Origin of the sequence: Bacillus infantis NRRL B-14911, assembly GCF_000473245.1 — a bacterium.
Lineage (GTDB): Bacteria > Bacillota > Bacilli > Bacillales > Cytobacillaceae > Bacillus_AB > Bacillus_AB infantis.
Genome location: NC_022524.1, coordinates 797,156 through 820,165 on the forward strand (window position 1 = coordinate 797,156; position 23,010 = coordinate 820,165).

Annotated in this window: 27 protein-coding genes, 1 riboswitch and 1 other annotated feature; of the genes, 20 read left to right on the forward strand and 7 right to left on the reverse strand. The window is 43.1% G+C overall.

Going from position 1 to position 23,010, the window contains the following annotated elements; all coding sequences use genetic code 11:
• Window positions 1-119: 119 nt before the first annotated feature.
• On the reverse strand, window positions 120-683 hold the full coding sequence (locus N288_RS04210) for an HNH endonuclease signature motif containing protein (protein WP_022543428.1): 564 nt from the start codon (window positions 681-683) through the stop codon (window positions 120-122).
• A 280-nt stretch (window positions 684-963) separates the two neighbouring features.
• On the opposite strand from N288_RS04210, the gene N288_RS04215 reads away from it, so the two are divergent.
• From N288_RS04215 to N288_RS04225, 3 genes are all read left to right on the forward strand, one after another.
• The gene (locus tag N288_RS04215) at window positions 964-1,173 is read left to right on the forward strand and encodes an excalibur calcium-binding domain-containing protein (protein WP_009791981.1); all 210 of its coding nucleotides are present in this window, start codon (window positions 964-966) and stop codon (window positions 1,171-1,173) included.
• 114 nt (window positions 1,174-1,287) lie between these two features.
• A riboswitch (cyclic di-GMP riboswitch) is annotated at window positions 1,288-1,372 on the forward strand.
• An 84-nt stretch (window positions 1,373-1,456) separates the two neighbouring features.
• Window positions 1,457-2,416, forward strand: coding sequence for a sensor domain-containing diguanylate cyclase (locus N288_RS04220; RefSeq protein ID WP_009791980.1), 960 nt, complete (start codon window positions 1,457-1,459; stop codon window positions 2,414-2,416).
• A 56-nt stretch (window positions 2,417-2,472) separates the two neighbouring features.
• Window positions 2,473-3,534 (forward strand): DmpA family aminopeptidase, encoded by a 1,062-nt coding sequence (locus N288_RS04225; protein ID WP_022543430.1) that lies wholly within the window; start codon window positions 2,473-2,475, stop codon window positions 3,532-3,534.
• A 36-nt stretch (window positions 3,535-3,570) separates the two neighbouring features.
• On the opposite strand, the gene N288_RS04230 is transcribed toward N288_RS04225, so the two are convergent.
• Both N288_RS04230 and N288_RS24235 read right to left on the reverse strand, forming a co-directional pair.
• Complete coding sequence (locus N288_RS04230; RefSeq protein WP_009791978.1) at window positions 3,571-4,773, reverse strand: DUF4085 domain-containing protein; 1,203 nt, start codon at window positions 4,771-4,773, stop codon at window positions 3,571-3,573.
• Between the two features lie 52 nt (window positions 4,774-4,825).
• Entirely contained in the window at window positions 4,826-5,257 is a 432-nt protein-coding gene (locus N288_RS24235; RefSeq protein WP_156916994.1) for a hypothetical protein, read from the reverse strand.
• A gap of 346 nt (window positions 5,258-5,603) precedes the next feature.
• Window positions 5,604-5,832 (forward strand) — a binding site (T-box leader).
• Between the two features lie 52 nt (window positions 5,833-5,884).
• Here N288_RS24235 and asnS point away from each other — a divergent pair.
• The 5 genes from asnS (at window position 5,885) to N288_RS04260 (ending at window position 10,593) form a co-directional block, all read left to right on the forward strand.
• Window positions 5,885-7,276: an asparagine--tRNA ligase gene (asnS, locus tag N288_RS04240; protein ID WP_009791976.1), complete on the forward strand. Its 1,392-nt coding sequence runs from the start codon at window positions 5,885-5,887 to the stop codon at window positions 7,274-7,276.
• Between the two features lie 165 nt (window positions 7,277-7,441).
• Window positions 7,442-8,338: a DMT family transporter gene (locus N288_RS04245; RefSeq protein WP_009791974.1), complete on the forward strand. Its 897-nt coding sequence runs from the start codon at window positions 7,442-7,444 to the stop codon at window positions 8,336-8,338.
• Window positions 8,335-8,610: a hypothetical protein gene (locus N288_RS04250; protein ID WP_009791973.1), complete on the forward strand. Its 276-nt coding sequence runs from the start codon at window positions 8,335-8,337 to the stop codon at window positions 8,608-8,610. Before N288_RS04245 ends, N288_RS04250 begins: the two co-directional genes overlap by 4 nt.
• Window positions 8,611-8,833: 223 nt before the next feature.
• Window positions 8,834-9,562 (forward strand): EAL domain-containing protein, encoded by a 729-nt coding sequence (locus N288_RS04255; protein WP_022543432.1) that lies wholly within the window; start codon window positions 8,834-8,836, stop codon window positions 9,560-9,562.
• Between the two features lie 26 nt (window positions 9,563-9,588).
• Window positions 9,589-10,593, forward strand: a complete 1,005-nt coding sequence (locus N288_RS04260) for a GGDEF domain-containing protein (protein WP_009791971.1) — start codon at window positions 9,589-9,591, stop codon at window positions 10,591-10,593.
• Window positions 10,594-10,682: 89 nt separating this feature from the next.
• Here the strand turns inward: N288_RS04260 and N288_RS04265 are convergent, their stop codons facing one another.
• A complete protein-coding gene (locus N288_RS04265; RefSeq protein ID WP_009791970.1) occupies window positions 10,683-11,084 on the reverse strand; it encodes a DUF1761 domain-containing protein in 402 nt (133 codons plus the stop codon).
• A 12-nt stretch (window positions 11,085-11,096) separates the two neighbouring features.
• Entirely contained in the window at window positions 11,097-12,032 is a 936-nt protein-coding gene (locus tag N288_RS04270; RefSeq protein ID WP_009791969.1) for an AraC family transcriptional regulator, read from the reverse strand.
• Between the two features lie 168 nt (window positions 12,033-12,200).
• On the opposite strand from N288_RS04270, the gene N288_RS04275 reads away from it, so the two are divergent.
• The 5 genes from N288_RS04275 to N288_RS04300 all read left to right on the forward strand — a co-directional run bounded on the left by N288_RS04275 (window position 12,201) and on the right by N288_RS04300 (window position 15,416).
• Entirely contained in the window at window positions 12,201-13,073 is an 873-nt protein-coding gene (locus N288_RS04275; RefSeq protein WP_022543433.1) for a YitT family protein, read from the forward strand.
• 114 nt (window positions 13,074-13,187) lie between these two features.
• Window positions 13,188-13,583 (forward strand): VOC family protein, encoded by a 396-nt coding sequence (locus N288_RS04280; RefSeq protein WP_022543434.1) that lies wholly within the window; start codon window positions 13,188-13,190, stop codon window positions 13,581-13,583.
• A 327-nt stretch (window positions 13,584-13,910) separates the two neighbouring features.
• Window positions 13,911-14,111 (forward strand): hypothetical protein, encoded by a 201-nt coding sequence (locus tag N288_RS04290; protein WP_009791965.1) that lies wholly within the window; start codon window positions 13,911-13,913, stop codon window positions 14,109-14,111.
• Window positions 14,112-14,137: 26 nt separating this feature from the next.
• Window positions 14,138-14,515, forward strand: a complete 378-nt coding sequence (locus tag N288_RS04295; RefSeq protein WP_009791964.1) for a hypothetical protein — start codon at window positions 14,138-14,140, stop codon at window positions 14,513-14,515.
• Complete coding sequence (locus tag N288_RS04300; RefSeq protein WP_009791963.1) at window positions 14,499-15,416, forward strand: gluzincin family metallopeptidase; 918 nt, start codon at window positions 14,499-14,501, stop codon at window positions 15,414-15,416. Before N288_RS04295 ends, N288_RS04300 begins: the two co-directional genes overlap by 17 nt.
• 188 nt (window positions 15,417-15,604) lie before the next feature.
• Here the strand turns inward: N288_RS04300 and N288_RS04305 are convergent, their stop codons facing one another.
• Window positions 15,605-16,381, reverse strand: coding sequence for a metal-binding protein ZinT (locus tag N288_RS04305; protein ID WP_022543435.1), 777 nt, complete (start codon window positions 16,379-16,381; stop codon window positions 15,605-15,607).
• A gap of 303 nt (window positions 16,382-16,684) precedes the next feature.
• Between N288_RS04305 and N288_RS04310 the strand changes: the two genes are divergently transcribed.
• From N288_RS04310 to N288_RS04340, 6 genes are all read left to right on the forward strand, one after another.
• The gene (locus N288_RS04310) at window positions 16,685-17,455 is read left to right on the forward strand and encodes a TerC family protein (protein ID WP_022543436.1); all 771 of its coding nucleotides are present in this window, start codon (window positions 16,685-16,687) and stop codon (window positions 17,453-17,455) included.
• A 177-nt stretch (window positions 17,456-17,632) separates the two neighbouring features.
• Window positions 17,633-18,091: a DinB family protein gene (locus N288_RS04315; protein ID WP_009791959.1), complete on the forward strand. Its 459-nt coding sequence runs from the start codon at window positions 17,633-17,635 to the stop codon at window positions 18,089-18,091.
• Between the two features lie 524 nt (window positions 18,092-18,615).
• Window positions 18,616-19,089 (forward strand): 8-oxo-dGTP diphosphatase, encoded by a 474-nt coding sequence (locus N288_RS04325; protein WP_009791957.1) that lies wholly within the window; start codon window positions 18,616-18,618, stop codon window positions 19,087-19,089.
• Between the two features lie 102 nt (window positions 19,090-19,191).
• Entirely contained in the window at window positions 19,192-19,881 is a 690-nt protein-coding gene (locus N288_RS04330) for a hypothetical protein (protein ID WP_156916996.1), read from the forward strand.
• Between the two features lie 136 nt (window positions 19,882-20,017).
• Window positions 20,018-20,458 (forward strand): hypothetical protein, encoded by a 441-nt coding sequence (locus N288_RS04335; RefSeq protein WP_009791954.1) that lies wholly within the window; start codon window positions 20,018-20,020, stop codon window positions 20,456-20,458.
• A 298-nt stretch (window positions 20,459-20,756) separates the two neighbouring features.
• Window positions 20,757-21,218, forward strand: a complete 462-nt coding sequence (locus tag N288_RS04340; protein ID WP_009791953.1) for a stalk domain-containing protein — start codon at window positions 20,757-20,759, stop codon at window positions 21,216-21,218.
• Between the two features lie 74 nt (window positions 21,219-21,292).
• Here the strand turns inward: N288_RS04340 and N288_RS04345 are convergent, their stop codons facing one another.
• Window positions 21,293-22,312 (reverse strand): hypothetical protein, encoded by a 1,020-nt coding sequence (locus tag N288_RS04345; protein ID WP_009791952.1) that lies wholly within the window; start codon window positions 22,310-22,312, stop codon window positions 21,293-21,295.
• Window positions 22,313-22,419: 107 nt separating this feature from the next.
• Here N288_RS04345 and N288_RS04350 point away from each other — a divergent pair, with 107 nt between their 5' ends.
• A complete protein-coding gene (locus N288_RS04350; RefSeq protein ID WP_022543439.1) occupies window positions 22,420-22,839 on the forward strand; it encodes a hypothetical protein in 420 nt (139 codons plus the stop codon).
• Window positions 22,840-23,010 lie beyond the last annotated feature (171 nt).

Genomic DNA, 23,010 nt, shown 5'->3' on the forward strand with positions numbered 1-23,010 from the left:
AGAGCTTAAATGGTAAAGAAAGGGTAGGGATGATTTCACCCTCCCCTTTTTTGTGTACATTTCATGTAGGTAAAACTCATATAGGCGCTTCCTTTTTTAGGTTGTCTTTTTCTGGTGATTTACAATCCTTTTTTAACTGCATAGTTCCATTGCCTAATATAAGAGACGTTTAAAAGGGCTAGATTTTCATTTACCATTTTCACAAACCAGTTTAACTTTCCGTCCCACGGCTCTGCTAAATCAAGAGTCTGTAATTTCCAATCCAATTCTTCTAAAGTAAAATTGGCCTTTGCACTGTTTCTCTTCATGGAGGTAGTAACAAGGTTTTCCTTATGATTGCTACCTCCTTTTGTAACAGGCACTATATGGTCAATAGTGCATAATAAATCCCAATAAGCGGGGTGACACTCACTGTATCTCCAATTGGTATGAAAAGGAAAATCTTCGGGGTATAATATTGAAAGGATCCTCAATACCGGCGGAAAAATTAATTTTTCTCCACTATAGCGGTCTATGAAATGATCTCGCTGGAAGATGCTCAACATATCTGCTTTTGTATATGTTCTTTTTATATATTCGACCTTTTGGAATGGATAATAGGATTTAATCAGTTCTGAACCTGAATTAAGATGTCCTTTTTCAATTGAATCACAAATACAAGAAATGATATCGGCATTTTTCATTTGCACCCGCTCCATTGTTTGATGACTTTATATTAAAATACCCTAATGACTGAAATGGATTCTGGGAGTCTAGTCATTTATTCTTTAAAGAATAAAGGGGGACTTGTTAACTATTTCTCCGTTATAGATATGCCAATAATGATAATACTCTACAAAAAGTCTAGTCATGGAAGCCATATTAGATTATGATAAATGAAAGTAAATATATGGAAGGTGCAAAATGAAAAAATCCAGTACTCTAATCATTTCATCCTTATTAATCTTAAGTGTTTCTTTCTCTATGAACGCAGAAGCAAAAACAACGAGTGCCGCCAAAACCTATAAAAACTGCACAGAATTAAACAAAGATTATAAAGGCGGAGTAGCCCGTTCTTCTTCTGCAAAAAACAAGGGTGGAAAGACAAAATATAAACCATATGTATCCCAGGCTTTGTATGATGCAAATAAATCAAAGGACCGCGATGGAGACAGTATAGCTTGCGAAAAATAAAAGCCAAGGGGACAGGTCCCTTGGCTCTTTTTGATATTGGGCCACGGGGTCTGTCCCCATGGCTCCATGGTTTGAATTGGAAGTCTTGCCGCTTATCCTTTAAAATTAAATAGATAAATATACAGGCAAATTCATCGAAAGGTGAAGACGCAAAACTATAGGGGCTAAAGCCAAAAGGCTATGTCTGCCAGTTACCGATTCATCTTTATGGACGATAGGCTAATCGGTTTTGGTTGGTCTATTTTTTATGCTGAAGGATTGAGGAAAATGAAGAGGGACAGCAATGATGAACATACAATTTGCACAAGGTTTTGGATTAGGGGCACTGACTGTTTTATTGAGTGTGATTTATGTTTTCAGAAGATGGAAAAAGAAAGAAACGGACTCTTTTAAAAATCATGAAAGCTATATGCATGTGATCGAAAACACCAAGGATTTTCTTTATTATTGCCAAGTCTATCCGGAGCTGCAATTCAAATATCTTGGTCCTTCAGCTGAATGCTTTTTCGGCGAAGGATCCAATGCGGATGCCTATCAGGACGCTGGTGTTGCCTTCAGGGATATTCACCCGGAGGATATGGATATTCTCCAAAAAAAAGTCCATGGACAGGTGGATTTCAATCAAGCAATCGTTCAGCGCTGGAAAGATAAAGACGGCAACTATCGATGGTTTGAAGAGTATGCGACTCCCATATATGAAAATGGGGTGCTGGTTGCTCTTCAAGGAGTGGTGCGGAATATCGATGAGAGAAAAAAGCTGGAGGAGACATTGACATATCGAATCGCCCATGATGCGTTGACAGACATATATAACCGTGAATTCTTCGAGCAAATGATGGAGAAATATAATGAACGTGAGGATACAGCTGCAGCCATCATTTTGTGTGATTTGGACGGTCTGAAATGTTTAAATGACAACCACGGACACAAAACAGGGGATTTTCTAATTAAAGAAACAGCACATCTATTAGAACGCTTTTTTACAGAGGATGCTTATGTTTCCAGGATTGGAGGAGATGAATTTGCCGTCATTCTTTTAAAAAAGGAAAAAGAACAGGTGGAGTTACTGGCCGAAAAGCTAGCTGAAGAGATTAGCAGGTATAATGAAAGCAGCCAGGAAGTCAAAATCAACCTATCAATAGGCTTTGCGTTCAGTGAAAATTCCCGAGGCGTAATGGAACGCTTATTTGTTGAAGCGGATAACCATATGTATCAGCATAAAAGAACGAAAAAAGGTGCCTGAATCTATCCTAACAGATGGGAGAGAGATGCCTTTCTTCGCAAAAATGGAGGATAAAAATGCCTGCCAAAAAAAGAATCAGAGACTATGGAGTAAAAATAGGAACCCTTCAGACAGGTCCGCGCAATAGCATCACAGATGTGGAAGGCGTAACCGTGGGGCATACGACGCTGAGCGATGGTGCCAAACAAACCGGTGTCACAGCGATTGTGCCGCATCCGGGGAATCTTTTTAAAGAAAAGCTGATCGCCGCAACCCATGTGATCAACGGGTTTGGGAAGAGTATGGGAACAATTCAGATCAATGAGCTGGGTACGCTTGAATCCCCGATCATCCTGACCAACACGCTCGGCATCGGTACAGCGGCAGATGCTTTGATTCAGTATATGCTGGAGTCTAATCCCGAAATCGGCCGGACGACTGGAACGGTAAATCCGGTGGTGTGTGAATGCAATGATATGTTTTTGAATGATATCAGGGCTGGGTTTATAGAGCGGGAGCATGTTTTCCAGGCACTGCAGAATGCCTCGGCCGAGGTGGAAGAGGGAACGGCTGGAGCCGGGACCGGCATGCTTTGCTATTCGCTGAAGGGCGGGATCGGGACAGCTTCAAGGGTAATGGAGATGGACCATGGGACATATACATTGGGCGTTCTCGTGCTGACGAATTTCGGCGGTTTAAAGGATCTGCGGGTGAATGGGAAAGCGGTCGGGGTAGAGCTGAGTGAGGCTATCCAAGCTAAGGAGGAGCAGGATAAAGGTTCAGTTATCATCATTGTGGCTACAGATCTGCCTGTGTCAGAGAGGCAGCTAAATCGAATTATTAAAAGGACGGTTACAGGATTGTCCCGGACGGGGTCAATCATCGGGACGGGAAGCGGCGAGGTTGTCATCGGGTTTTCGACTGCTGCGAAAATCCCTCATGAAAAACCGGCAGATCGCCTGACCTTTTCTATAATACATGAAGAGGATATCGATCTGGCCTTCAGGGCGGCAGGCGATGCAACGGAAGAAGCTGTCCTGAATTCTTTGGCAGCGGCAACACGGGTGGTGGGCCGGAATGGGAATGTGCGGCCGGCTTTGAGTGATTTGCTGCGGGAGAATGGTATCCGGCTGGTGTAAAAAAAGCCATGCCCCCAATATTGCGGGGCAAGGCTCCTATTCATGATCAATCAATTCTCCGTACTTTTTCATATTATCTTCAGTCAAAACCCCAGCTTTATAAAAATGATTTGCATAAACGAACAGCATCATTTCATTTTCTTCGGTAAACTCCAGCTTCTCCATGATAAGATTGATCGTCTCCGCATGCTCTTCAGGACTGGTGTACATCGTATTCCAGGCGCGGACCTGCTGTTCAGGGATCCCGCTGAAAATGGCAGCTTCCAGCTCTTCCGGCGGGACCGGCTCCTTTAAGTGTGCGTAGGGGTCTTCATCAATGTCAGTGTAGATGAAGCCGATCGGATTATATTCCTCCAAAGGGTAGGTGTATTGCCCGCTTGAGGTTGTAACCACTGCGTTTATTTGGTTTACTTCCAGCTTTCCATCTGCTAGAAGAACGGATTCCTCCAAGCTGCTAATCTCGCTTATAAAGTCAGGCGCAGCCAGCCAATAGCGCTGACCCTGCGGCAGCTGTGCGATATATTCCCCAAGCAGCATATCTTCTAATTTTCCTTCATCTTTTAATCTTGTATAAAGCACCGGCCTATAAAAATACTGCACAGTCAAATCCTTCATATAAATGGTCCACTGGGCATCCGGGCATTCAAACAGAACACGGAAGGCAAAGCCCGCAGCCGTTTTCTGCAGCTCATAGTATATCAGCCATTGGCCGGTCTGCAGCTGCTCAGCGGCTTCTTCTTCAGTGATATCATGGAAAGTAATGTGAATATAAGGCTTGGTGGAAAAACCGCTCTCTGTATTGATATAAAGATGAAGATTGCCATTCTCCCGCTCAATCCGCTCTATGATGGCATCATGGAGGCTATCTGTGAAAACTTCCTGGACAGCAGGTGATAAATGGGCAGCAGCCTGTGTTGTCTGCTCGTATGCGGCATCCAAAACCTGTTCAAACTCCCTGTCACTATTACGCATCCATTGAATATATTCCTCCCGGACCGATTTTGGCAGGGAAGGCTGATTGAGCGTTCCATTTTCAAGATAAGGAACAAAGCGGCTCGGGAGCACAGTCAGCAGCTCAGCTTTTATATCCTCCAGTTCCTCTTTCAGGCGGGCAGGGAGATCTTCTCCTTCTTCCTTGGCTTCTCTCAAGGTGCTTTCCCAGTCAGAGTCTGTCTCAGGAATGGAGAGGAGGTTATGCTTTAAGAATGCTTCTTTTGCTTGAGTTGTTAGATTCCACATTGGGGCACCTCAAATCATTGGTAAAGTAGTATATTGTACATCTCCATTAAATCTAGTAAACAACCCCAAATTGCCGCGATGCGCAGCCATGGCATGTATCATTGTCAAACCGATGCTCCTTGGCAACCTTTTCACCGCAAAACTGACACTTTCGATATTGCCTTTTTCTGGTGTTAATAGTCTTAAGCAGCAGTTCAAGCATCACGTCCTGCTGCTCTTCTCTGTTCAAGGATTGAACTTCCTTCCAGGATAAAGAATGTTTTGTATAAATGCCAGGCACCGGAGCCGGAATAGGTCCATTCCATTGTACAGCTTCATATCCAAAGTCCAGACCAGCATCGGTAAAACGGATATAAACCTCTGGTTCATCGGCAAATCCATCAAGCTTAAAATAAGCGGCATGATTACCAGTAAAGCTGTTAATTGAGTATTGATCATTAAGGGATTCAATCCAGGTGAAGGCCTTCATTTTTAAAGATTTCAATGTGAGCATCCTTTTGGCTTTTTCTATTATTATAGCATTCTGGAAATTTATGTGCCCCTGCTCATTCATGCCATTACCGCGAGTAAGGGAGCCAAGGGGACAGACCCCTGGCCCAAAACGGAGCCAAGGACAGAGCCAAGGGGACAGACCCCCTGGCCCAAAACGGAGCCAAGGGACCTGACCCCCTGGCCCACCAACCAACCCAAGAAACCCGCTCCTCAAGCTGTTTATCCCCTCAAACTTTCGGCAATAATGCTTAATGAAGAGATTAATCTGCCCTGCAGCCAATATCCCAGTTGAAACTATCCCGCTCTTCGATTAATATATATGGTGTTGAACTAAACAAACGAAATCGATGATGAGGAAGAGTAGCTGGTGCTGTAATCTAAAGCGAGTCAGGGGTGGTGTGAGCCTGATGAGGATGCATGAGCGAAGAACACCTCTGAGTTCTAACCGAAAAGGCTCACTGAGTAGGCTTAGACGTGTCCGGGACGTTATCTGCCGGAATTGATAAGCTGGCCGCATTTTGCGGCAATGTGGGTGGTACCGCGGAAGCAAAGCCTTTCGTCCCTTTTAGGGGGACGTAGGCTTTTTTTTATGAACATTATTTTTTTAGGAGGATCAATCATGATTAAAGCAACTGTTAAAGAGCTGTACAGAGATCCTGAAGCCCATTTGAATGAGAAGGTGCGTATAACCGGCTGGGTCCGTACGTCCCGCGATTCAAAGACTTTCGGCTTCCTTGAAGTCAATGACGGCACTTTTCTTAAAAATGTCCAGGTCGTTTACGGTGACGAGCTGCCGAATTTTAAAGACATCACAAAAGCGGCCATCAGCTCTACTGTTTCTATAGAAGGTTCCATCGTTCTGACGCCTGACATGAAGCAGCCATTTGAAATGAAAGCTGAACAGATTACGATTGAGGGTAAATCAAATTCAGACTATCCGCTGCAAAAGAAGAAGCACTCTTTTGAATACCTGAGGACGATTGCCCATCTGCGTCCGCGCACGAATACGTATTCAGCTGTTTTCCGGATCAGGTCTCTGGCTTCTTATGCCATCCATAACTTCTTCCAGGAAAAAGGCTTTATTTACGCTCAAACTCCAGTCATCACAGGCAGTGATACGGAGGGTGCCGGCGAGATGTTCCGTGTGACAACGATGGACATGAATAATGTTCCTAAAACGGATGAAGGCGACGTGGATTTCAGCAAGGACTTCTTCAATGGAGAAGCCAATCTGACCGTCAGCGGGCAGCTATCAGCAGAAGCATTCGCTCTTGCTTTCCAGAAGGTGTATACATTCGGGCCGACTTTCCGTGCAGAAAACTCTAACACAACCCGCCATGCGGCTGAGTTCTGGATGGTTGAACCGGAAGTGGCATTCGCTGAGCTGCCGGATATCCTTGACCTGGCAGAAGCGATGATTAAGCATGTCATTCAGTATGTGCTGAACGAAGCTCCTGAGGAAATTACATTCTTCAACAGCTTTATCGATAAAACTCTTATCGAAAGGCTGAACACAGCGCTGAATACTGACTATGCACGCGTGACTTACACGGATGCAATCGAGCAGCTTAAAGAGTCAGGCGAGAAGTTCGAATATCAGCCTGAATGGGGTGCAGACCTGCAGACAGAGCATGAGCGCTACCTGAGTGAAGTCATTTATAAGCGTCCTGTCTTTGTCACAGACTATCCAAAAGATATCAAGGCTTTCTATATGAGAGCGAATGATGATGGCAAAACCGTTGCCGCTGCAGACCTGCTTGTTCCTGAAATCGGCGAGCTGATCGGCGGAAGCCAGCGTGAGGAGAGGGAAGAGCTCCTTAAAGAAAGAATCACTGAGATGGGCATGGACCTGAAGGACTACTGGTGGTATCTTGAGCTCCGCAAGTATGGAGAAACCAAGCACTCCGGCTACGGAATCGGCTTTGAGCGCCTGATCATGTACCTCACAGGCATGAAGAACATCCGTGATGTTATCCCATTCCCGCGTACTCCGGGGAATGCTGAATTTTAATTTACCTCTAAATCATTTTAAAAAGCCTGTCTGCTATTCCTTTAGCGGACAGGCTTTTTCATTTGGGATTCCAGTAAGCCGGCAGCAGAAATCCAGAACCATTTTAGAGAACCGAAATACAATGGAAGCATTGAGAGCCTAAATGCGGGAAGGGGAAGTGACAGCATGGGGGTTATTTTAGCCGTTTTCTGTGCCATAGCTTATTCTTTCAACTATATATTCATCCAGCTTGGGATGAGAAAATCCCCGCAGGATAATGGCAGTTTCCTGTCTCTGTTCATTTGTGTACTGACCGTGACGGGGATATACGGATCGATGTTTCTTTTTGGGGAAAAAGAGATGGCGCCTGTTAGCTGGATTGGTGTCTTTTTTTATATGCTGGCAGGATTTTGTACGGTATTTTTAGGCAGGACTCTTCTGTTTGCCGGTATTCGAAAAATAGGCTCCTCCAGGGCGGCCGCACTGAAAAATGCTGCCCCGGTATTCACCATTATCATGGCCGTTCTTTTACTAGGAGAAACCATTTCTCTTCTTGCCGGGACTGGAATCCTCGTCATCCTGACCTCCCTCTTTCTGCAGGAACGATTTGACTTCCGCTCAGCAGAAGACCATGCGGAACGAGAGGATAAATCGGGGTTCATGCTGGCGATTGCTGCGGCCATCTGCTTTGGCATTGGCCAGGGGCTGAGAAAATTAGGAATTCTGTATGATTCTGATGCAGTCTTAGGATCATTGATTGGCTCCGTATTCGCCCTGCTCGTGTTTATTTTGATGGAAATTGGCAGAAAGCAGCTGAAGCTGACATTGGCATGGAACTTTAAAAATATCAATCTCTATTTTGTGGCAGCCGGCATTGTGACAGGGTTTGCCCAAGTCTCTTTTTTCGTGTCCCTTCTTTATACTCATGTATCGTATGTCAGTACCATAGCGGCTATTGAGCCGATCATTACGATTTTCCTGGCCAGGATGCTGTTGGCCTCTGAAGAAAGATTCCACTGGAGGCTGATTGCAACAGCCTGTGCTGTCTTTTTGGGGACGGTGATTATTATTATTGGGCAGTGAAAGCCAGAACGGATGCCAGTGCAGGTTGGGGCATTCTCCAGCTTGATCAGGAAAGGCTGACAAAAAGGGAGAATGGGATAATAACAGAGTGGAAGGATCAAGAAATCCCATACATACTTGAAGCAAGAGCTTTTATTCATGCGATTAAGACAGGGTACGCCTCCGGGATTAAAACGGACTATTTGGATGCCTGCCGAACCCAGGGAATTGCAGCGGCAGCTGTGGAGTCAGCCCGTACCGGCGGCCTAGTAAAAATTATGGACGACTTTTAGCTTTGGAAAAAACGCAGTTATGAACAGGCTTTCCTTGATCAGTGGGAAGCGCAATGATGGGGGGAGCTCATAGGGGCTTTCCCTTTTTTTATCTTTGGCTGCCATGTAGGAAGCTTGTCAAATTCTTATATACCTAGAAAGATTTTTACAAGAACCTTACACGAATTTAACAGAGAAGTAGTACATTTGGATTATCGACTTTATGTTTAGGAAGGTATTTTTGATGACAACTATGCTGTTTGAATCTAAAGAAGATCAAAACTTCCATATGTTCAATTTCTGCCATGCGTTTCAGCCTATATTCAGTTTGGCAGAGCATTGTATTGCAGGTTATGAAGGACTGATCAGAAGCTTTGAGATCCAAAATCCCGAAGTGCTGTTTGCAATGGCCAAACAGAACGGAAAGCTGTATGAGCTGGATGTTTTTTCGATTGCCCGGAGCATCAGCACATTTGAATATCAAGCTGCAGCTGCTGCATCTTTCCGTTTATCTGTGAATATTTTCCCATCTACAATGCTGGAACCGGCTTTTTTATGGAAAATCGATGATATAATGAAGAAAGCATTGCTGAAGCCGGAACAGATTACGTTTGAGTTGAATGAAGCTGAATCGGTTGTTTCTTTAAACAGGCTGAAGGATATTGTCCAATATTTGAAGTCTCTTGGCTTCAGGATCGCACTTGACGATCTTGGAAAAGGACAGTCTTCCTTGCGGATTGCTCTGGAGCTTGAGCCGGATATCGTCAAGCTTGACCGTTATTTTTGTGAAAACCTGGCTGAGTCTGTGAAAAAGCAAAAGTTCCTTGATTGGATTGCTGCCTATTTTATCAGCGAAGGCGTGGCCGTTACGCTTGAAGGGATTGAAACTGCGGAGCAATTAATGATTGCCAGGCAGGCAGGCATTCAATTGGGACAAGGATATTACCTTGGAAGGCCCAGCACTCATCTATAACTTTGTACTGAAATGAAGGTGTCGTTATGCAAGCGACGATTGGAGAAATCGCCGAGAGAGTCATGTTTGTTGCTCCTTCGACAAAATGTGAATATGTTTATTCCATTTTTAAGGAAACGCCGGAAATTGAAGGGGTCGTTGTCTGTATGGACAGCCGGCCGGTCGGGCTGGTGTCGAAAACGAAATTTTATCAAAAGTTGTCCACTCAGTACGGCTTTGACCTGTTCATGAAGCGGAAAGTTGAGCTGGTCATGATCCCGGAGCCTCTTGTTATCGACCATTCTGTCCCAATTACGGAAGCCAGTGCCCTTGCTATGGACCGGACACAGGAGCAGCTGTATGATTACGTAATTGTAACGAAAGAAGACCTGCTGATTGGTACAGTGAGCATCCGGAATCTCCTGATGAAGCTGGCGGAGGAACAGATCAGCATAGCAAGATATTCAAATCCGCTGACAGGGCTCCCGGGCAATTTCGAGATTAAAAATGCCCTTAAGAAGGCAATGTCCTCGGATCAATATACCGTGCTTTATATTGACATCAACTCATTTAAAACCTTCAATGATACATTTGGATTCAAAACTGGCGATGAGGTCATCCAGGCAACAGCAGCAATAATGAAAGATGTGATTGCTGCAAGTCCCATGAGCAGCCATTCCTTTATCGGGCACATTGGAGGGGATGATTTTATTGCGGTTTTCCCTCATCATAACTATCAAAACATCTGCTCGGCGATTCTCGAAAGATTTGATGATTATGCCCGTTCATTTTACTCGGAAGAAGAGCTTAAGGAAGGGTGCATCCAGGCAGTAAACCGGATGGGAATCCCGGACAGTGTCCCGATCCTTGGTCTATCCATTGCTGTTGTCCTCAACACGAATACTGACTTTCAAACGATTGAAGAATTGAGCAGAGAAGCCGCCCGGCTTAAGAAACACTGCAAATCTTTCCGCAAAAGTGTTTATCTTACTTTGGAAGATGAAAAATGCTGCCAGGCCTTAGAGGAGTACACGAGCGGGTCATTGGTCTAATGAGGAAACATCACACAGCTCTCTTCTCGCTGCATAAAAAGGTGCCTGCCCTTGTAATAGAATACTGGACAGGCACCTTTCTTCAATACTTATAAAAATAACCCCACAACCATCCCCACCATAGTAAATGCAATTATATGGTCTCCAACAGCAATAACCAATGATTTCTTTGTGACAAGTCCGAATAAAGCATTTTTTACATAAACGATGGAGATCAATAATCCGGCGGAAAATCCCAGCACTGCGCCATCCAGCAGGCTGTCAGAGCCGGTCGCCTGAAGGACGGCAGCCATTAAATATGAAATCATGAATGCAATAATAACTGAGTAGATATATTTGAATGGGCCCTGGCTTTGTTTATTGATGATTTCATGATTGCTTGTATACTTTTTCGATAAGGCGATTGAATAATAGATTCCTCCGTAAAGGATGTATACCATTCCTCCGGCAATTACCGGAAGGAGGGAGATGCTGCTCCAATCAATTGACATAAGATTGCTCCTTTATTTGGGTTCGATGGCCAGGCATATTGCCCTGATTTTACACTCTACTGACAGCGACCCTTTGAGCGGCTTTACATCAACCAATTCCACGGGATTATCCAGATACCTGTATCCGCTTCTCGGCAGCCAGAAGCTGTACAGTTCAGAATAGCATTCAATCAGTCTGCCTCTTTCACTGTAATCGACAGGTTCATCAAACTCATATACAACATGCTTTCCCCCTTTAAAAAGAAAGGCGGGTTCGCCCTCCGGGATCTTATCCTGATCAATTGCTATGCGGCAGTCATATCTGGTTTTTTCCGGAGGTGTTATATATGGATTATTTCTCGGCACACCAAAGGTGAACGGATCCGGTTTCATTAGCTCCCTTGATGTTGTCCAATGGTAGAGGTCTTCCCAGGCATCCGGGATTCCTTCCGTGTAAGGGCCGACGCTTTGTCTATTCACAGTTGCGCAAACTGGAAGCTCAATGGTCCTGACTTTATCCAGGTCCAGCCATCTAAACTCATTATAGGGATTCTGCTGCTGTTCCTCTTTCTTTATATTGCTGAAAAGTTTAGATTTCTTGCTATCCTGATAGACTCTCGGAAATAATTCCAGATAGGCTCCTTCACGCCACTTCTTGGGGCTCGTACTGAAATTTTCTTTAAATGAATAGGTAAAATAAGAGATGGAGGAGAATCCGCACATGAGGGCTACCTCGGTAATTGGAATCTCACGCTCATATATCAATAAGTGTGCGGCATTCTCGAGCCGGAGCCTTTTTATATATGCAGCCGGGGATTCTCCCATGAATGATTTGAAGATGCGCTGAAAATGAAAAGGGGAGTAAGTCGATACCTTGGCCAATTTTTCAAGCGGCAAAGTATCCTGCAAATGCTGATCTATATATTCAAGTACTTTAGTAATTTGTATAAACTGTTCTTTCCCAGACATCTTTTGTACTCCTTAGTGTAAATTTCCTAACTTATATTAAACAGGATATGCTGTTCAGGGACAAGGGCGGGCAAGGCTCTTTCCCCTGGCAAGTGTGAAGTAGTGTTGGGGATTGGCTAAAATATGATACACTGTAAAAATGAAAATAGAGTAAAGGCAGGAAATTTTATGACTGAAAAGAGAAAGCATAAGTCGAATAAACTGAAATTTGCTATGAGGGTGCTGCTGGTCATCCTCGGGGGAGTCATAGCTGCATATGGCCTCGAAACCGTTCTGATTCCGAACGATGTCTCAGATGGAGGTGTCACAGGCCTCAGTATCGTTGGGGCGCAATTATTTGATTTTCCATTAGGGATTTTGATCGCGGTCCTGAACATCCCGTTTATCTGGCTGGGATATAAGCAGATCGGAAAAACCTTTGCGATCCTTTCCATCATCGGAATTGCTTCCCTGGCTATAGGGACAAGCATGATGCATCATACCCCGGCAATCATTGAAGGCGATACCTTGCTGGTCACAGTGGTTGGGGGGATCATCCTCGGGTTTGGCATGGGGCTGGCGCTGCGGAATGGCGGTGCTTTGGATGGCATCGATATGCTGGCCGTGCTGCTGTCCCGGAAATTGCCGTTTGGGACGAGTGATATCATTCTCTTCTTGAACATTTTTGTATTTATCTTCGTTTCAACCGTGTTTGGGCTGCAGGGGGCAATCCTGTCAGCAATTGCTTACTTTATCGCATCCAAGGTCATTCACATTGTTGAGGTGGGACTGAGCGGTTCCAAAACTTTTCAGATTATCACCACTCAGCCTGCATTGATGGTAGAGACCATTCGCGACCGTCTGGGCCGAAGTGCGACTTATAAAGAAGTCTACGGAGGCTTTTCCCATGAAAAATTCAGGGAAATCACCTGTGTCATCAACCGCATGGAAGAAACCAAGCTGAAAGAAATCATCAATGAAATTGACCCCGATTGCTTTGTCACTGTTTATGATGTTTCCGAAGTAAAGGGCGGAAATTTCAGGAAAAAGGATATCCACTAATAGAAAAGATGCCTGCTCCAAAAAACTTTGGGGCAGGCTTTTTTTGTAGAAGGTATTCCTAAAGATAGCTCGAAGTTAGTATTAGAAATTATAATTGGAAATCGGGAGGAAATCATGGGAAGACTAATTCATTTCGAAATTCATGTGGATGATTTGGAGCGTGCGAAAAAGTTTTATGGAAATGTGTTTGGCTGGTCGTTTCAGGACTGGAGCGAATATGCCGGGATGCCATACTTCGGCGCAGTGACGGGTGAAGACAGTGAAATGGGCATCAATGGGGCCTTGATCAAACGCCAGAGCCCGCCGCCCGAACCCGGTCAGCCAGTGAACGGCTATTCCTGTACTTTAGGTGTTAAAGATTATGACAGCACGGAAGCTAAAATCATTGAATACGGCGGAAAGGTCGCATTGCCGAAATACGCTCTGCCGGGGATGGCGTGGCAGGGATATTATGTGGATACAGAAGGCAATATCTTTGGGATCCATCAGCCTGATGAGGGTGCGAAATAGCGGCAAGTGCTGAAATTTCTGCGAAAATCCAGGAAGAATTTTTATATCCTATTGCTTATCATCCTGATAGCCTGGTTTAGCTTGTATGACTTTCTAACAGAAAAGGAAGTCCACCTCCTTTCTAATTGTATCCAGGCAGCCGTATATATGGCCGTATATGCCTTCCTGGATTGGGGCTTTTTCGGAAAAGAACGGAAAAAAGAATAAAGAAGCAATGGGCATTTCCTTTTGATGGGGAAATGCTTTTTTTGTACTAATAAAAAGGAACTTTTTTCCTTATAAACCGTATATGTGATTAAGTAAATTGTCGGCAAAGGGGGAGCAAGGATGTTTTATAGTGATATACAAACGGTGCTGACCGCTTTATTTTTCTGGTGGCTTGTGCTGCTTCTGTTTCAGCGCTTGGCCAATCGCTATCCTGAAAGGAATACGTGGAAAAAGGATATTTTGACTTCTTTTTATCAAAGCGTTTTGATTCTGATCCTGCTGCCGGTGCTGAAGTTTATATTGAACCAATTTGGCTACTAATATCCGGCTAAGTAAGGAGTGAAGCGATGCGAGTCAAGAATATACTTATTGCTGCATCTATTTTTCTGAACATAGGATTAGGGCTGGTTGTCTATAAAGAGTTGAGCAAACCAGATGCTGGTGAAGTTGGGCTGATATTCAAGGAAGCGGTCAGGACAGAAAATGATCAGCAGGCCAGAACACTCATGGCCGAGGGAAGAAAGGCGAAAATCTCTGATGAGCTGCTGCAGCAAATTAAGGTAAGGATGAGTTCAGGTACAAGCTTCAATACCTACGAGCTGTTAAAATTTGAAAATGGCGAAATGGTGCTGCTTCATTTAACGCCTGATGATCGGTATGAAATACAGGATGTGATGATTGTGCCTGAGGAGATGAGAGGGGTGTTTGATGGAGATGGACATTAACAATAGGAAGGGGAAGGCGGGCAGAAGGATAAAGGCCGCCTCTGCTGCCATTTTGCTAATGGGGCTTCTTATCGGCTGTACCAATACTGACAAGGATGCCGAGGTCACCAAAAGAGCTGAGCCTCCAAAAAATGAATTGACAAATTTTAAAACAGAAGATGGGAAAATTGATATTGTTATGCAAAATAAAGGGGAGTTTTCAACGGATACGCTAAAGCAGATCAAAGAAGAAATCCTCGGCTTTTATGCGGCATTGCAAAAAGAAAAGATTTCTCTTTCTCCACCCTCCAGGATTTATTTGAATCTGCATAATGAGCAAAAGGTCAGCTCCCATAACGGCGGCACCATCAATCTTTATTATATTTCAGAAGGAAATGATCCGCTCATTCATGAAATGACCCATGCACTTTTTAATGATGAAAAAGGACAAGTTACACAAGAAGGCTTGGCGATTTTTATGCAGGAAACCTATTCGGAAAGAAGTGTGAATCCTAATTATAAGGAAGATACACATGAAATCATGAAGGATTTAATCTCTAAAGACATCATACTGCCTCTTGAAACCCTGCTGCTGGATGACAGATTCTTCTCCTATACAAACCTGGATAAAGACTCATCCTCCCTCAGATGGCTGGCTTACATCGAATCCGCTTCGTTTACAAGGTATCTTATCAATGAATATGGACTGGGAAAATTCTTAGAAATTCATGGTGAACCGGACCTTGCAACAACAATCCAGGCCGTCTATGGAAAGTCACTGGAGCAGTTAGAAGGAGAATGGAAGCAATTTTTGCAGAGTGGTTCTGAACCAAATGAAGAAGCGGTGAGAAGCTATGAGTCTGGCATTCAAGGAATTATGAAGCACTTGGAAGAGAATAAAGAGCGTTTATTGGGCGGGTGATAGGGGAGATTTTATAAGGATAGAAGCTCTTCCTTCAGGCTTGTTGGCAGGATAAAAGGGGCTTGGTTAAAAAAAGCAGTGAAACGATTTAAACACTGAGCAATTTACCCAAAAAATGATGCAGATTAAAAAAGCTGAGAGACAAATATCACCTGCAAAAGGGCAATATCTCTCTCAGCTCAAATTTATTAATGAGCAGTCATTTCATGCACTATTTCCTCTCCGCTTAAATCAGAGAAATAATAGGTTGGCCAGTGCTCCAGTTCTTTCAGAAGTTCTGCATGTTCTTCATCCCCGAAATAAATGTGGTAATGATGGGCTTTTGTCGGGTAGATGCTGTGATCGCTGAATTGGACATGCTTTGGCAGCCCGTCTGCTTCTTCTCCTGCCAGATCAAATAGAAAACGGACGCCCCGGTTTCCAGCTTCATAGGTCAGGATTTCGTAGCCGTGATATTCATATTCTCCTGTTTTTGCTTCACCATTTCTGTAAAATGTCATCTCGTTATCCTTGATAACAATTCGTTCAACGTCTGTCTCATAACCAGTTTTATAATAAGCTTTGTACTCCTCAGCGGATTTATCCTTTTTTGTTTCAGCTTTGTGTTCAAAAACCTCATCCAGCGTTCCGTCCAGCAGATAAGGATAAACAGACTGCCAGTCGCCTTCCCAGTCAGATAAAGGACGGTCTTCGACTTGGTCATCTTCAAATATCCCTGAATAGATTTGTTGTTCTTCCTCTGAGCCGTGGCTGTGGTCATGCTCGTGTTCATGATCTTCCTCGTCATCATGGTCATGTTCATGATCATGGCTTTCTTCGGCACTCTCAGTGGATTCCTCGGCATTTTCAGCGGATTCCTCAGGGGCTGCCTCTTTAGCCGGTGCATCGCTCTTTTCCTGGCAGCCTGCAAGGATGATGCCTAATAAGAAAAGGAAAAAAATAGAACTGGTAAGCTTTTTGCTCATAAATGATATCGCTCCAATCATTATGTATTGTATAAATCGTAATTGTTACTATTTATACCTTACTGAATATACTATGTGCGAAAAAATGTGTCAATGTAAAACGTAATTATTTTGATTTATGATTAAAAAAACTATTTGAAAAAATAATACTGCAGACAACATCATGTGTTATAAAATGGAGTTATTGTATACATTGAGGGGATCATTTAAAAAAGAAAATGATTAATGCTTAATTAAATGGTTATAAACTGCCTTATCAGGGAAATCTACAAAAAATGTATTGTTGTTGAGAGGAGTGTTTTTATGGAGGGCATATGGCTTGAATATGCATGGGCATTACTGATTTTAATTGGATTGGAGGGCTTGCTTTCTGCTGACAATGCGCTTGTACTGGCTGTCATCGCGAAGCATCTGCCTGAGGAAGAGAAGAAAAGAGCTATCAACTACGGAATTATTATGGCATTTGCCTTTCGATTTATCGCGCTTTTTGCCATTTCCTTCATTGCCAACGTGTGGCAGATACAGGCAATCGGGGCGGCTTACCTGCTTTACCTGGGATTGAAGCATGTGATTAAAGCGAAGTTTGGGAAAGACAACGAACATAACCGCGAGGATCTGAAAGAAGAGTCCCGCGGCAAGGGATTTTGGCCGACGGTAGGGAAAATTGCATTAGCCGATTTGGCATTTGCAATTGACTCAATCCTTGCTGCGGTTGCACTTGCTTTGGGACTGCCGGATTCACCGCTCGATGATTTCGGCGGCATGGACGGCGGACAGTTCATTGTCGTGGTCCTTGGCGGAATCGCGGGCTTGGTCCTTATTAAATTCGCTGCAACCTGGTTTGTGCAGCTGCTTGCGAAACGACCGGCACTTGAAACAACCGCCTATGCCATTGTAGCGTGGGTCGGAGTCAAGCTTGCTGTCATCACCCTTGCGCACGAAGATATCGGCGTCCTAGACCACCACTTTCCGCACAGCACAGGCTGGACACTGGTCTTCTACGGAATACTGATCGCAATAGCCCTCCTCGGATGGTTTGCACCGCAGAAAAAATCGAATACCGAAACATTATAAAGAGCCAAGGGGACAGGTCCCCTGGCTCTTTTTGCGGCTGGGCCACGGGGTCTGTCCCCCTGGCTCCTTTTGTGGCTGGGCCATGGGGTCTGTCCCCCTGGCTCTTTTTTCAAGAAGGATTGGCGCCATGTTTTGTGGAACTTATGGTGGATGTCATTATAAGAAGGAGTTCAAAAAATGAATGACCGCCACGAAAATCTTTTCACCCAGCTGCAAGCTTACAGGGAAGATATTCTGCTTGTGTTAGAAGGAATAACCGCCGGTCAGGCAGAGATTGTTCCCGATAAATTCCGCAATAACATCAGATGGAATATGGGGCATATTTATCTGGACCAATATTTATGGATTGAAGCGCTGACGAAGGAAAAATCACCGGTGCCGGAAGCATTCCGCACCTGGTTTGGCTATGGCTCAACACCTGCTGATTTTACTGAAGAAACACCCTCATTTGATGAACTTAAGGATCTGCTGAGACAGCAGCCGACATGCCTGAGGAAAGCCTATGGCCACCGCCTTGAAAAAGAATATCCGCCAACAGAAATGGGAATGCGGACAATCGAACAAGTGCTGATCCGGACGATATTCCATGAAGGCATGCATCTGCAGGCTATCATGGATATTCGGAAGTGGCTTTGAGCCAAGGGGACAGGTCCCTTGGCTCTTTTTGAGAATGGGCCATGGGGTCTGTCCCCCCGGCTTGATTGCAGGAGGTGCAGTAAAAACCAGGACCGCAAGTGAACCTTTTTTAAATGATATTAAGAGGAAAATAGGGTTCATTGTATAACTGTTTAACCAGCAGGATTCTAACTTCCCTGCTGTACAATGCCAATAATTGATTTATTTGGAGGTTGCCTTGGGAACTAAAATCATCGTATTCTTACTTACTCTTTTCACCTTTCTTACATGGCTGTTCATGGCCATCTATTTTTCTACAGAGAATGATTGGTGGTCTGTGCTTGAAAGCAGAGAGACCAGCTATGATACAGCTGTAGTTGGAGTATCTTATGTAACAGTTCTCTTGGGCACAGGTCTATTTCTAGCGGGGGGAACCTTAGTGTACATGTTAATCCGCAGAAAATGAACCAGGGGGTCAGGTCCCTTGGCTCATTTTGAGGCTGGGCCAGGGGACCTGACCCCCTGGCACGAAATGAGGAGATATTTTGGAGAATCAAATAACCTATAAAATCTGGACAGTGGTGATGATTCAGGATGGAGATAAAGTGCTGCTGCTGGACAGGCAGCATGACCACTTTAAGGGCTTTCTTCCGCCGGGCGGGCGAGTGGAATTCCCGGAGAGCTTTACTGATGGAGCAATCCGGGAGGTCAGGGAAGAAACCGGCCTTGAAGTGAGCAATCTTGTATTTAAGGGGATTTCGGAGTTTGTGAATCCGGTGAAAAATGAGCGGTATATGATGATGAATTATTGGACGAAGGACTTTGAGGGCGAACTGCTGGAGAATCCGCCGGAAGGGGAGCTGCATTGGATCAGCATAAAAGATGCAAAAAATTTGCCGATGCAGGAAGATATCAAAATGAGATTTGATTTGTTTTTCGAGCCGGGGACATTTGAGATTCAGACGGTTTGGGATGAGGAGAGGAATGGGCCGGGGGCCATTATGGTTAAGAGAACATGAAGAGCCAAGGGGACAGGTCCCTTGGCTTTTTTTTGAAGCTGGGCCACGGGGTCTGTCCCCTTGGCTCACAATTTGGGAATGCTAAAAACGAGGTGAGGGCTATTGAAGAGAGTAGTATTTATCTTATTGTCTATACTCTTAGTGAGTTTATCAAATGAAGCTGGAGCTTCAGAACCAAAACATAAAATAGTCGCCAAATCAGACAGCATCACTTTGCATGCCATAGAGAGGAATAGTCTTTTTTACGACTTTAAGTTGAATTTTCAGGGAAGTGAGTATTCCAGGCCACTCTGGATAAATGTCTCCAATCCCACTTACGCCCCTGAAATCCATTACGATGATATTAATGGTGATAAAAAGAAAGAACTGATTATTATCCTGACCAAAGGTTATGGTACAGGCGTCTTAGAGCAAGAAGTGGCTGTCTTTCATGTAAATGGTCAGCAGTTGAGAGAAGTACTGGTTGACAACCCAATGGCAATTGTAAATAATAATTTAAAATCAAGCTTAACAAAAAACAAAGCAGTGATAACGATTGGACAAAAGTCTTATCAAATTGATGTTAAAAAGTTGAAGCTTTTGCCCCATACCATATTTCCAGGGATAAACTTTGGCAGCATCATTAAGTACGAAATAAGAGATAATAAACTTTATGCTGTATTGTATCCCCAGCTGTCTCCAGGTGCTTTTGCAGGCAGCATTGTCATTGGATATGAATACCGGGATCGTATGTATCAGGCAAAATCAATAATTTTTGTGACCCAGGGGGACAGGTCCCATGGCTCTTTTTAAAACTGGGCCAGGGGGTCTGACCCTGTGGCCTCAAACTGAGCCAGGGGGTCAGTCCCTGTGGCCTCATTGCTGTTTTAAGGGTAACTAAATAGATGAATTTTTCGTCTAGATTATAAAAGGGAGAAGGAGACATGCCATGAATCTTAAGAAACTAATTTTAGTTGTTTTGTTAGTATTGTCTATTGGTTTTCTTTTAGGATGTGGCATCAAGGAGCAGTCAAGATATTTCAAAGTCTCAACCGAAGTGAGTAAAATATCTCTATCAGGACGGGGTTTGCAGAAACTTTTTTCAACAAGCGATGCAGGGCTGCTTAGTGTTGAGGTAGTTGATCCGAAAGATGTTAGTACTTTTATAGAGATACTTGAAAATGCTGAGTTTTCTTCCGGTCCCAAGACGAGAAAAGAACCAAATCTACAAGTTACCCTTTTTTTCGAAGACACAAGTCATATGGTTTTTGACTTTTGGCTAAACCCTTACAGAAAGACAGCCAGATTTACTAACGAAAGCGGTGAAACATTTATTTTTAATAAAAAAGAAGTACTCTCCCTAGTGGAATTCTTTAGCATATCCAGATAAGGGCTCCTGTAAATTGATCATACGAGATGGAAACTTAGCTTGCGGGAAGCCAGTTAGTAAATGGGAGATAACAGACCATATATATGAACTGAGATGGCCAATGATTTACGAAGACCACCTCAGAATGAATTCCAAGTTTATTCGAAGCCTAATAAAATGCTGTGACCTAAATGATAGTAGCCAGCCTGTTGAATATGGCTACATTAATTACTGCAAATAAAAAGAAGAAAACTGATACATTTACACCTCTTAATCGTCTAATAAAGTGAGTACAAGAACTTTTTTAGGAGGAGGAAGTATGAAAAAATCTCTAACGTTTATGTTTGTTTTGATGTTGTCACTGTCTTCATTATCAGTTCCTGATGCTCAAGCAAAACCGGCTAATGAAAGGATCTTGAAACTTACCGTCAATTCACACATTTATTATGTTGATGACGTAAAATATGATTTTGGAGCAAATGAAAAAGTTGTCCCGCTTATAAAGAATGGTTCAGTATATGTACCGGCGAGAACCATACCTAATTGGTTTGGTACACCTAACTCCTATAAATCTGGTCAATTCAGAATTGTAGCTAAGGATAGAACGACTATCTTTGATACACATAAAAAGAAAATCTATATTAACGGCCGTCAATTCACCACATTAGAATCCTTTGTTTTCGAAGGAAAACTTTATTTGCCAATTGGCCGTGTAGCTGATGCAGTTGAACAGCCGCTGGTCCGCAATGGAAACTCAATTACGATTGGACAAATGAGATAAAATTCAGGTGCTATTCTAACGAAACCTGAATCAGAAGAAAGTGACAGACATATAATTTTGTCTGTCACTTTTTCCTATTTATTCGGAATCTCTTTAACGGTTTGTTTTCCAGTTTTATGATTGTAATTCACAATGTAAAGGAGCTTCCTGGTTTTTTTTATATCAATAATCTTAACTGTTTTAGTACCGTCTTGTTCCTGCCAGGTATCCATGATGACAGGTTCGATAAATTTCCCGCTTTCAGTTAAGGATTTTACCCACTCTGTAGATGGCGATTTAGTCATGAGTTGTTCAAGTTGATACAGTGTTCCTTTATACGGAAAAGTCTCTGTTGATAAGCTGGCATGGTAGGCAGTTACAAAATCTCCGACCAGAAAGTTTTCTAATGTTAGACTTGCTCCTTTTTGGTTTTTAAACGTTATTGACTTGTCAAAAGTAAAATCGACTCTGTTAATACGGAATCCATTTGGTAAAACCTTCGTGATGTACCCGGTGTACATAAAATCTTTTTTATTTTTGAGGATTGCCTCCTGTTCTTTTTTTAACTTCTCGGCAAACTCATTTTTAATCTCTACTACTTTTAGATCCTTATTTTTTAAATTGAGAGTAGCTTCGTATTTTTTTCCGTTGGTAGTCCATTCAAAGAAATGAATGATTAGTTTATCATCAGTTATTTTTTGTAAAGAAGGCGAAATGATATCTCCCATAGGCTGATGTTTGAGGATGTAACGAACCGCTTCGCTTATTTCCTGGCTTCTCTGGTCATCATAGGTGATGACACTAGTAGCTTCTCCTTGACCAGGGAAGGATGCCATGATAAATCCAGTCGTTTTTAGATTTATAAGGCTTCCGGGCTGAAGATCTTTGGCAGTAATTTTTTTGCCAGAAGTCGTACTAATTACAGCTTTATCGATTGAATAATAGGTACTATCAACAAGAATACTTCCTTCACTTGTGTCTTGAATAATCCTTGCCGAATTGACGAGTTCCTCATTCATGTTAAGCCGACCAACATCTGCTGTGCTGTCTGGGGTGCAGCCAGTTAATGCAATAAGGAGTATAATAATTAAAAATATATTCATTTTCTTAAGCATTCTTCTTCTCCTCCCTGAACCAAGTGGAAAAGACCCTTGACATTTTTCTAATGTAAAGCCATGGATCTGTCCATGTGGCCATTAAAAATAACGAAATGAGGTATAAAATGAAATACCAGCTGTATTTTAGTTTATTTGTTTATGAAAAAATTGATTACTGGGTTCCTTTAATGAAGTACTTTTTATTACGTTCAGATACTATAGAAATCCATTGCTGGAATGAAGAGAAATTGATTGTGGAGGAAGTGCAATCTGTGCTTAAAGGGTTTGAAAAAACTAAGGAATACGACCTTACTATATTCAAAGGGAAAATTACACCAGACGTTGTAAATTATTTATCATATAACAATATAGACATAGAGGGGAAGATCAAATGGTTCTCTATCTTCCTAATAAATAATACCACAACCATCTTCCATTCCGAACATTGGGGTATGGAGTTTTTTGCTCCCGACGTTTACAAAAAAGATGTCGCATTCATCAAATCTATAATGCCAGTGGAAACAAATTTTCATCAATATATATGAAGCCAATGGGAGAAGCCAGGGGGGCTGTCCCTGTGGCAAGTCACTTTATAATGTCGAAACTGAAAATCTAAAAAAGATAAAGAGCTAAAAAATATGAAATTATAAGGTAACAGGCGGGTTGATCCAGGAAGGATAACCGCCTTTTTTATTGAATCCTTATTCTATAAAAGT

Coding starts and splice junctions, on each gene's coding strand:
- N288_RS04210 (WP_022543428.1), bottom strand. CDS start 683: ATGAAAAATGCCGATATCATTTCTTGTATTTGTGATTCAATTGAAAAA.
- N288_RS04215 (WP_009791981.1), top strand. CDS start 964: ATGAACGCAGAAGCAAAAACAACGAGTGCCGCCAAAACCTATAAAAAC.
- N288_RS04220 (WP_009791980.1), top strand. CDS start 1,457: ATGATGAACATACAATTTGCACAAGGTTTTGGATTAGGGGCACTGACT.
- N288_RS04225 (WP_022543430.1), top strand. CDS start 2,473: ATGCCTGCCAAAAAAAGAATCAGAGACTATGGAGTAAAAATAGGAACC.
- N288_RS04230 (WP_009791978.1), bottom strand. CDS start 4,773: ATGTGGAATCTAACAACTCAAGCAAAAGAAGCATTCTTAAAGCATAAC.
- asnS (WP_009791976.1), top strand. CDS start 5,885: ATGATTAAAGCAACTGTTAAAGAGCTGTACAGAGATCCTGAAGCCCAT.
- N288_RS04245 (WP_009791974.1), top strand. CDS start 7,442: ATGGGGGTTATTTTAGCCGTTTTCTGTGCCATAGCTTATTCTTTCAAC.
- N288_RS04255 (WP_022543432.1), top strand. CDS start 8,834: ATGACAACTATGCTGTTTGAATCTAAAGAAGATCAAAACTTCCATATG.
- N288_RS04260 (WP_009791971.1), top strand. CDS start 9,589: ATGCAAGCGACGATTGGAGAAATCGCCGAGAGAGTCATGTTTGTTGCT.
- N288_RS04265 (WP_009791970.1), bottom strand. CDS start 11,084: ATGTCAATTGATTGGAGCAGCATCTCCCTCCTTCCGGTAATTGCCGGA.
- N288_RS04270 (WP_009791969.1), bottom strand. CDS start 12,032: ATGTCTGGGAAAGAACAGTTTATACAAATTACTAAAGTACTTGAATAT.
- N288_RS04275 (WP_022543433.1), top strand. CDS start 12,201: ATGACTGAAAAGAGAAAGCATAAGTCGAATAAACTGAAATTTGCTATG.
- N288_RS04280 (WP_022543434.1), top strand. CDS start 13,188: ATGGGAAGACTAATTCATTTCGAAATTCATGTGGATGATTTGGAGCGT.
- N288_RS04290 (WP_009791965.1), top strand. CDS start 13,911: ATGTTTTATAGTGATATACAAACGGTGCTGACCGCTTTATTTTTCTGG.
- N288_RS04295 (WP_009791964.1), top strand. CDS start 14,138: ATGCGAGTCAAGAATATACTTATTGCTGCATCTATTTTTCTGAACATA.
- N288_RS04300 (WP_009791963.1), top strand. CDS start 14,499: ATGGAGATGGACATTAACAATAGGAAGGGGAAGGCGGGCAGAAGGATA.
- N288_RS04305 (WP_022543435.1), bottom strand. CDS start 16,381: ATGAGCAAAAAGCTTACCAGTTCTATTTTTTTCCTTTTCTTATTAGGC.
- N288_RS04310 (WP_022543436.1), top strand. CDS start 16,685: ATGGAGGGCATATGGCTTGAATATGCATGGGCATTACTGATTTTAATT.
- N288_RS04315 (WP_009791959.1), top strand. CDS start 17,633: ATGAATGACCGCCACGAAAATCTTTTCACCCAGCTGCAAGCTTACAGG.
- N288_RS04335 (WP_009791954.1), top strand. CDS start 20,018: ATGAATCTTAAGAAACTAATTTTAGTTGTTTTGTTAGTATTGTCTATT.
- N288_RS04340 (WP_009791953.1), top strand. CDS start 20,757: ATGAAAAAATCTCTAACGTTTATGTTTGTTTTGATGTTGTCACTGTCT.
- N288_RS04345 (WP_009791952.1), bottom strand. CDS start 22,312: ATGCTTAAGAAAATGAATATATTTTTAATTATTATACTCCTTATTGCA.
- N288_RS04350 (WP_022543439.1), top strand. CDS start 22,420: ATGAAATACCAGCTGTATTTTAGTTTATTTGTTTATGAAAAAATTGAT.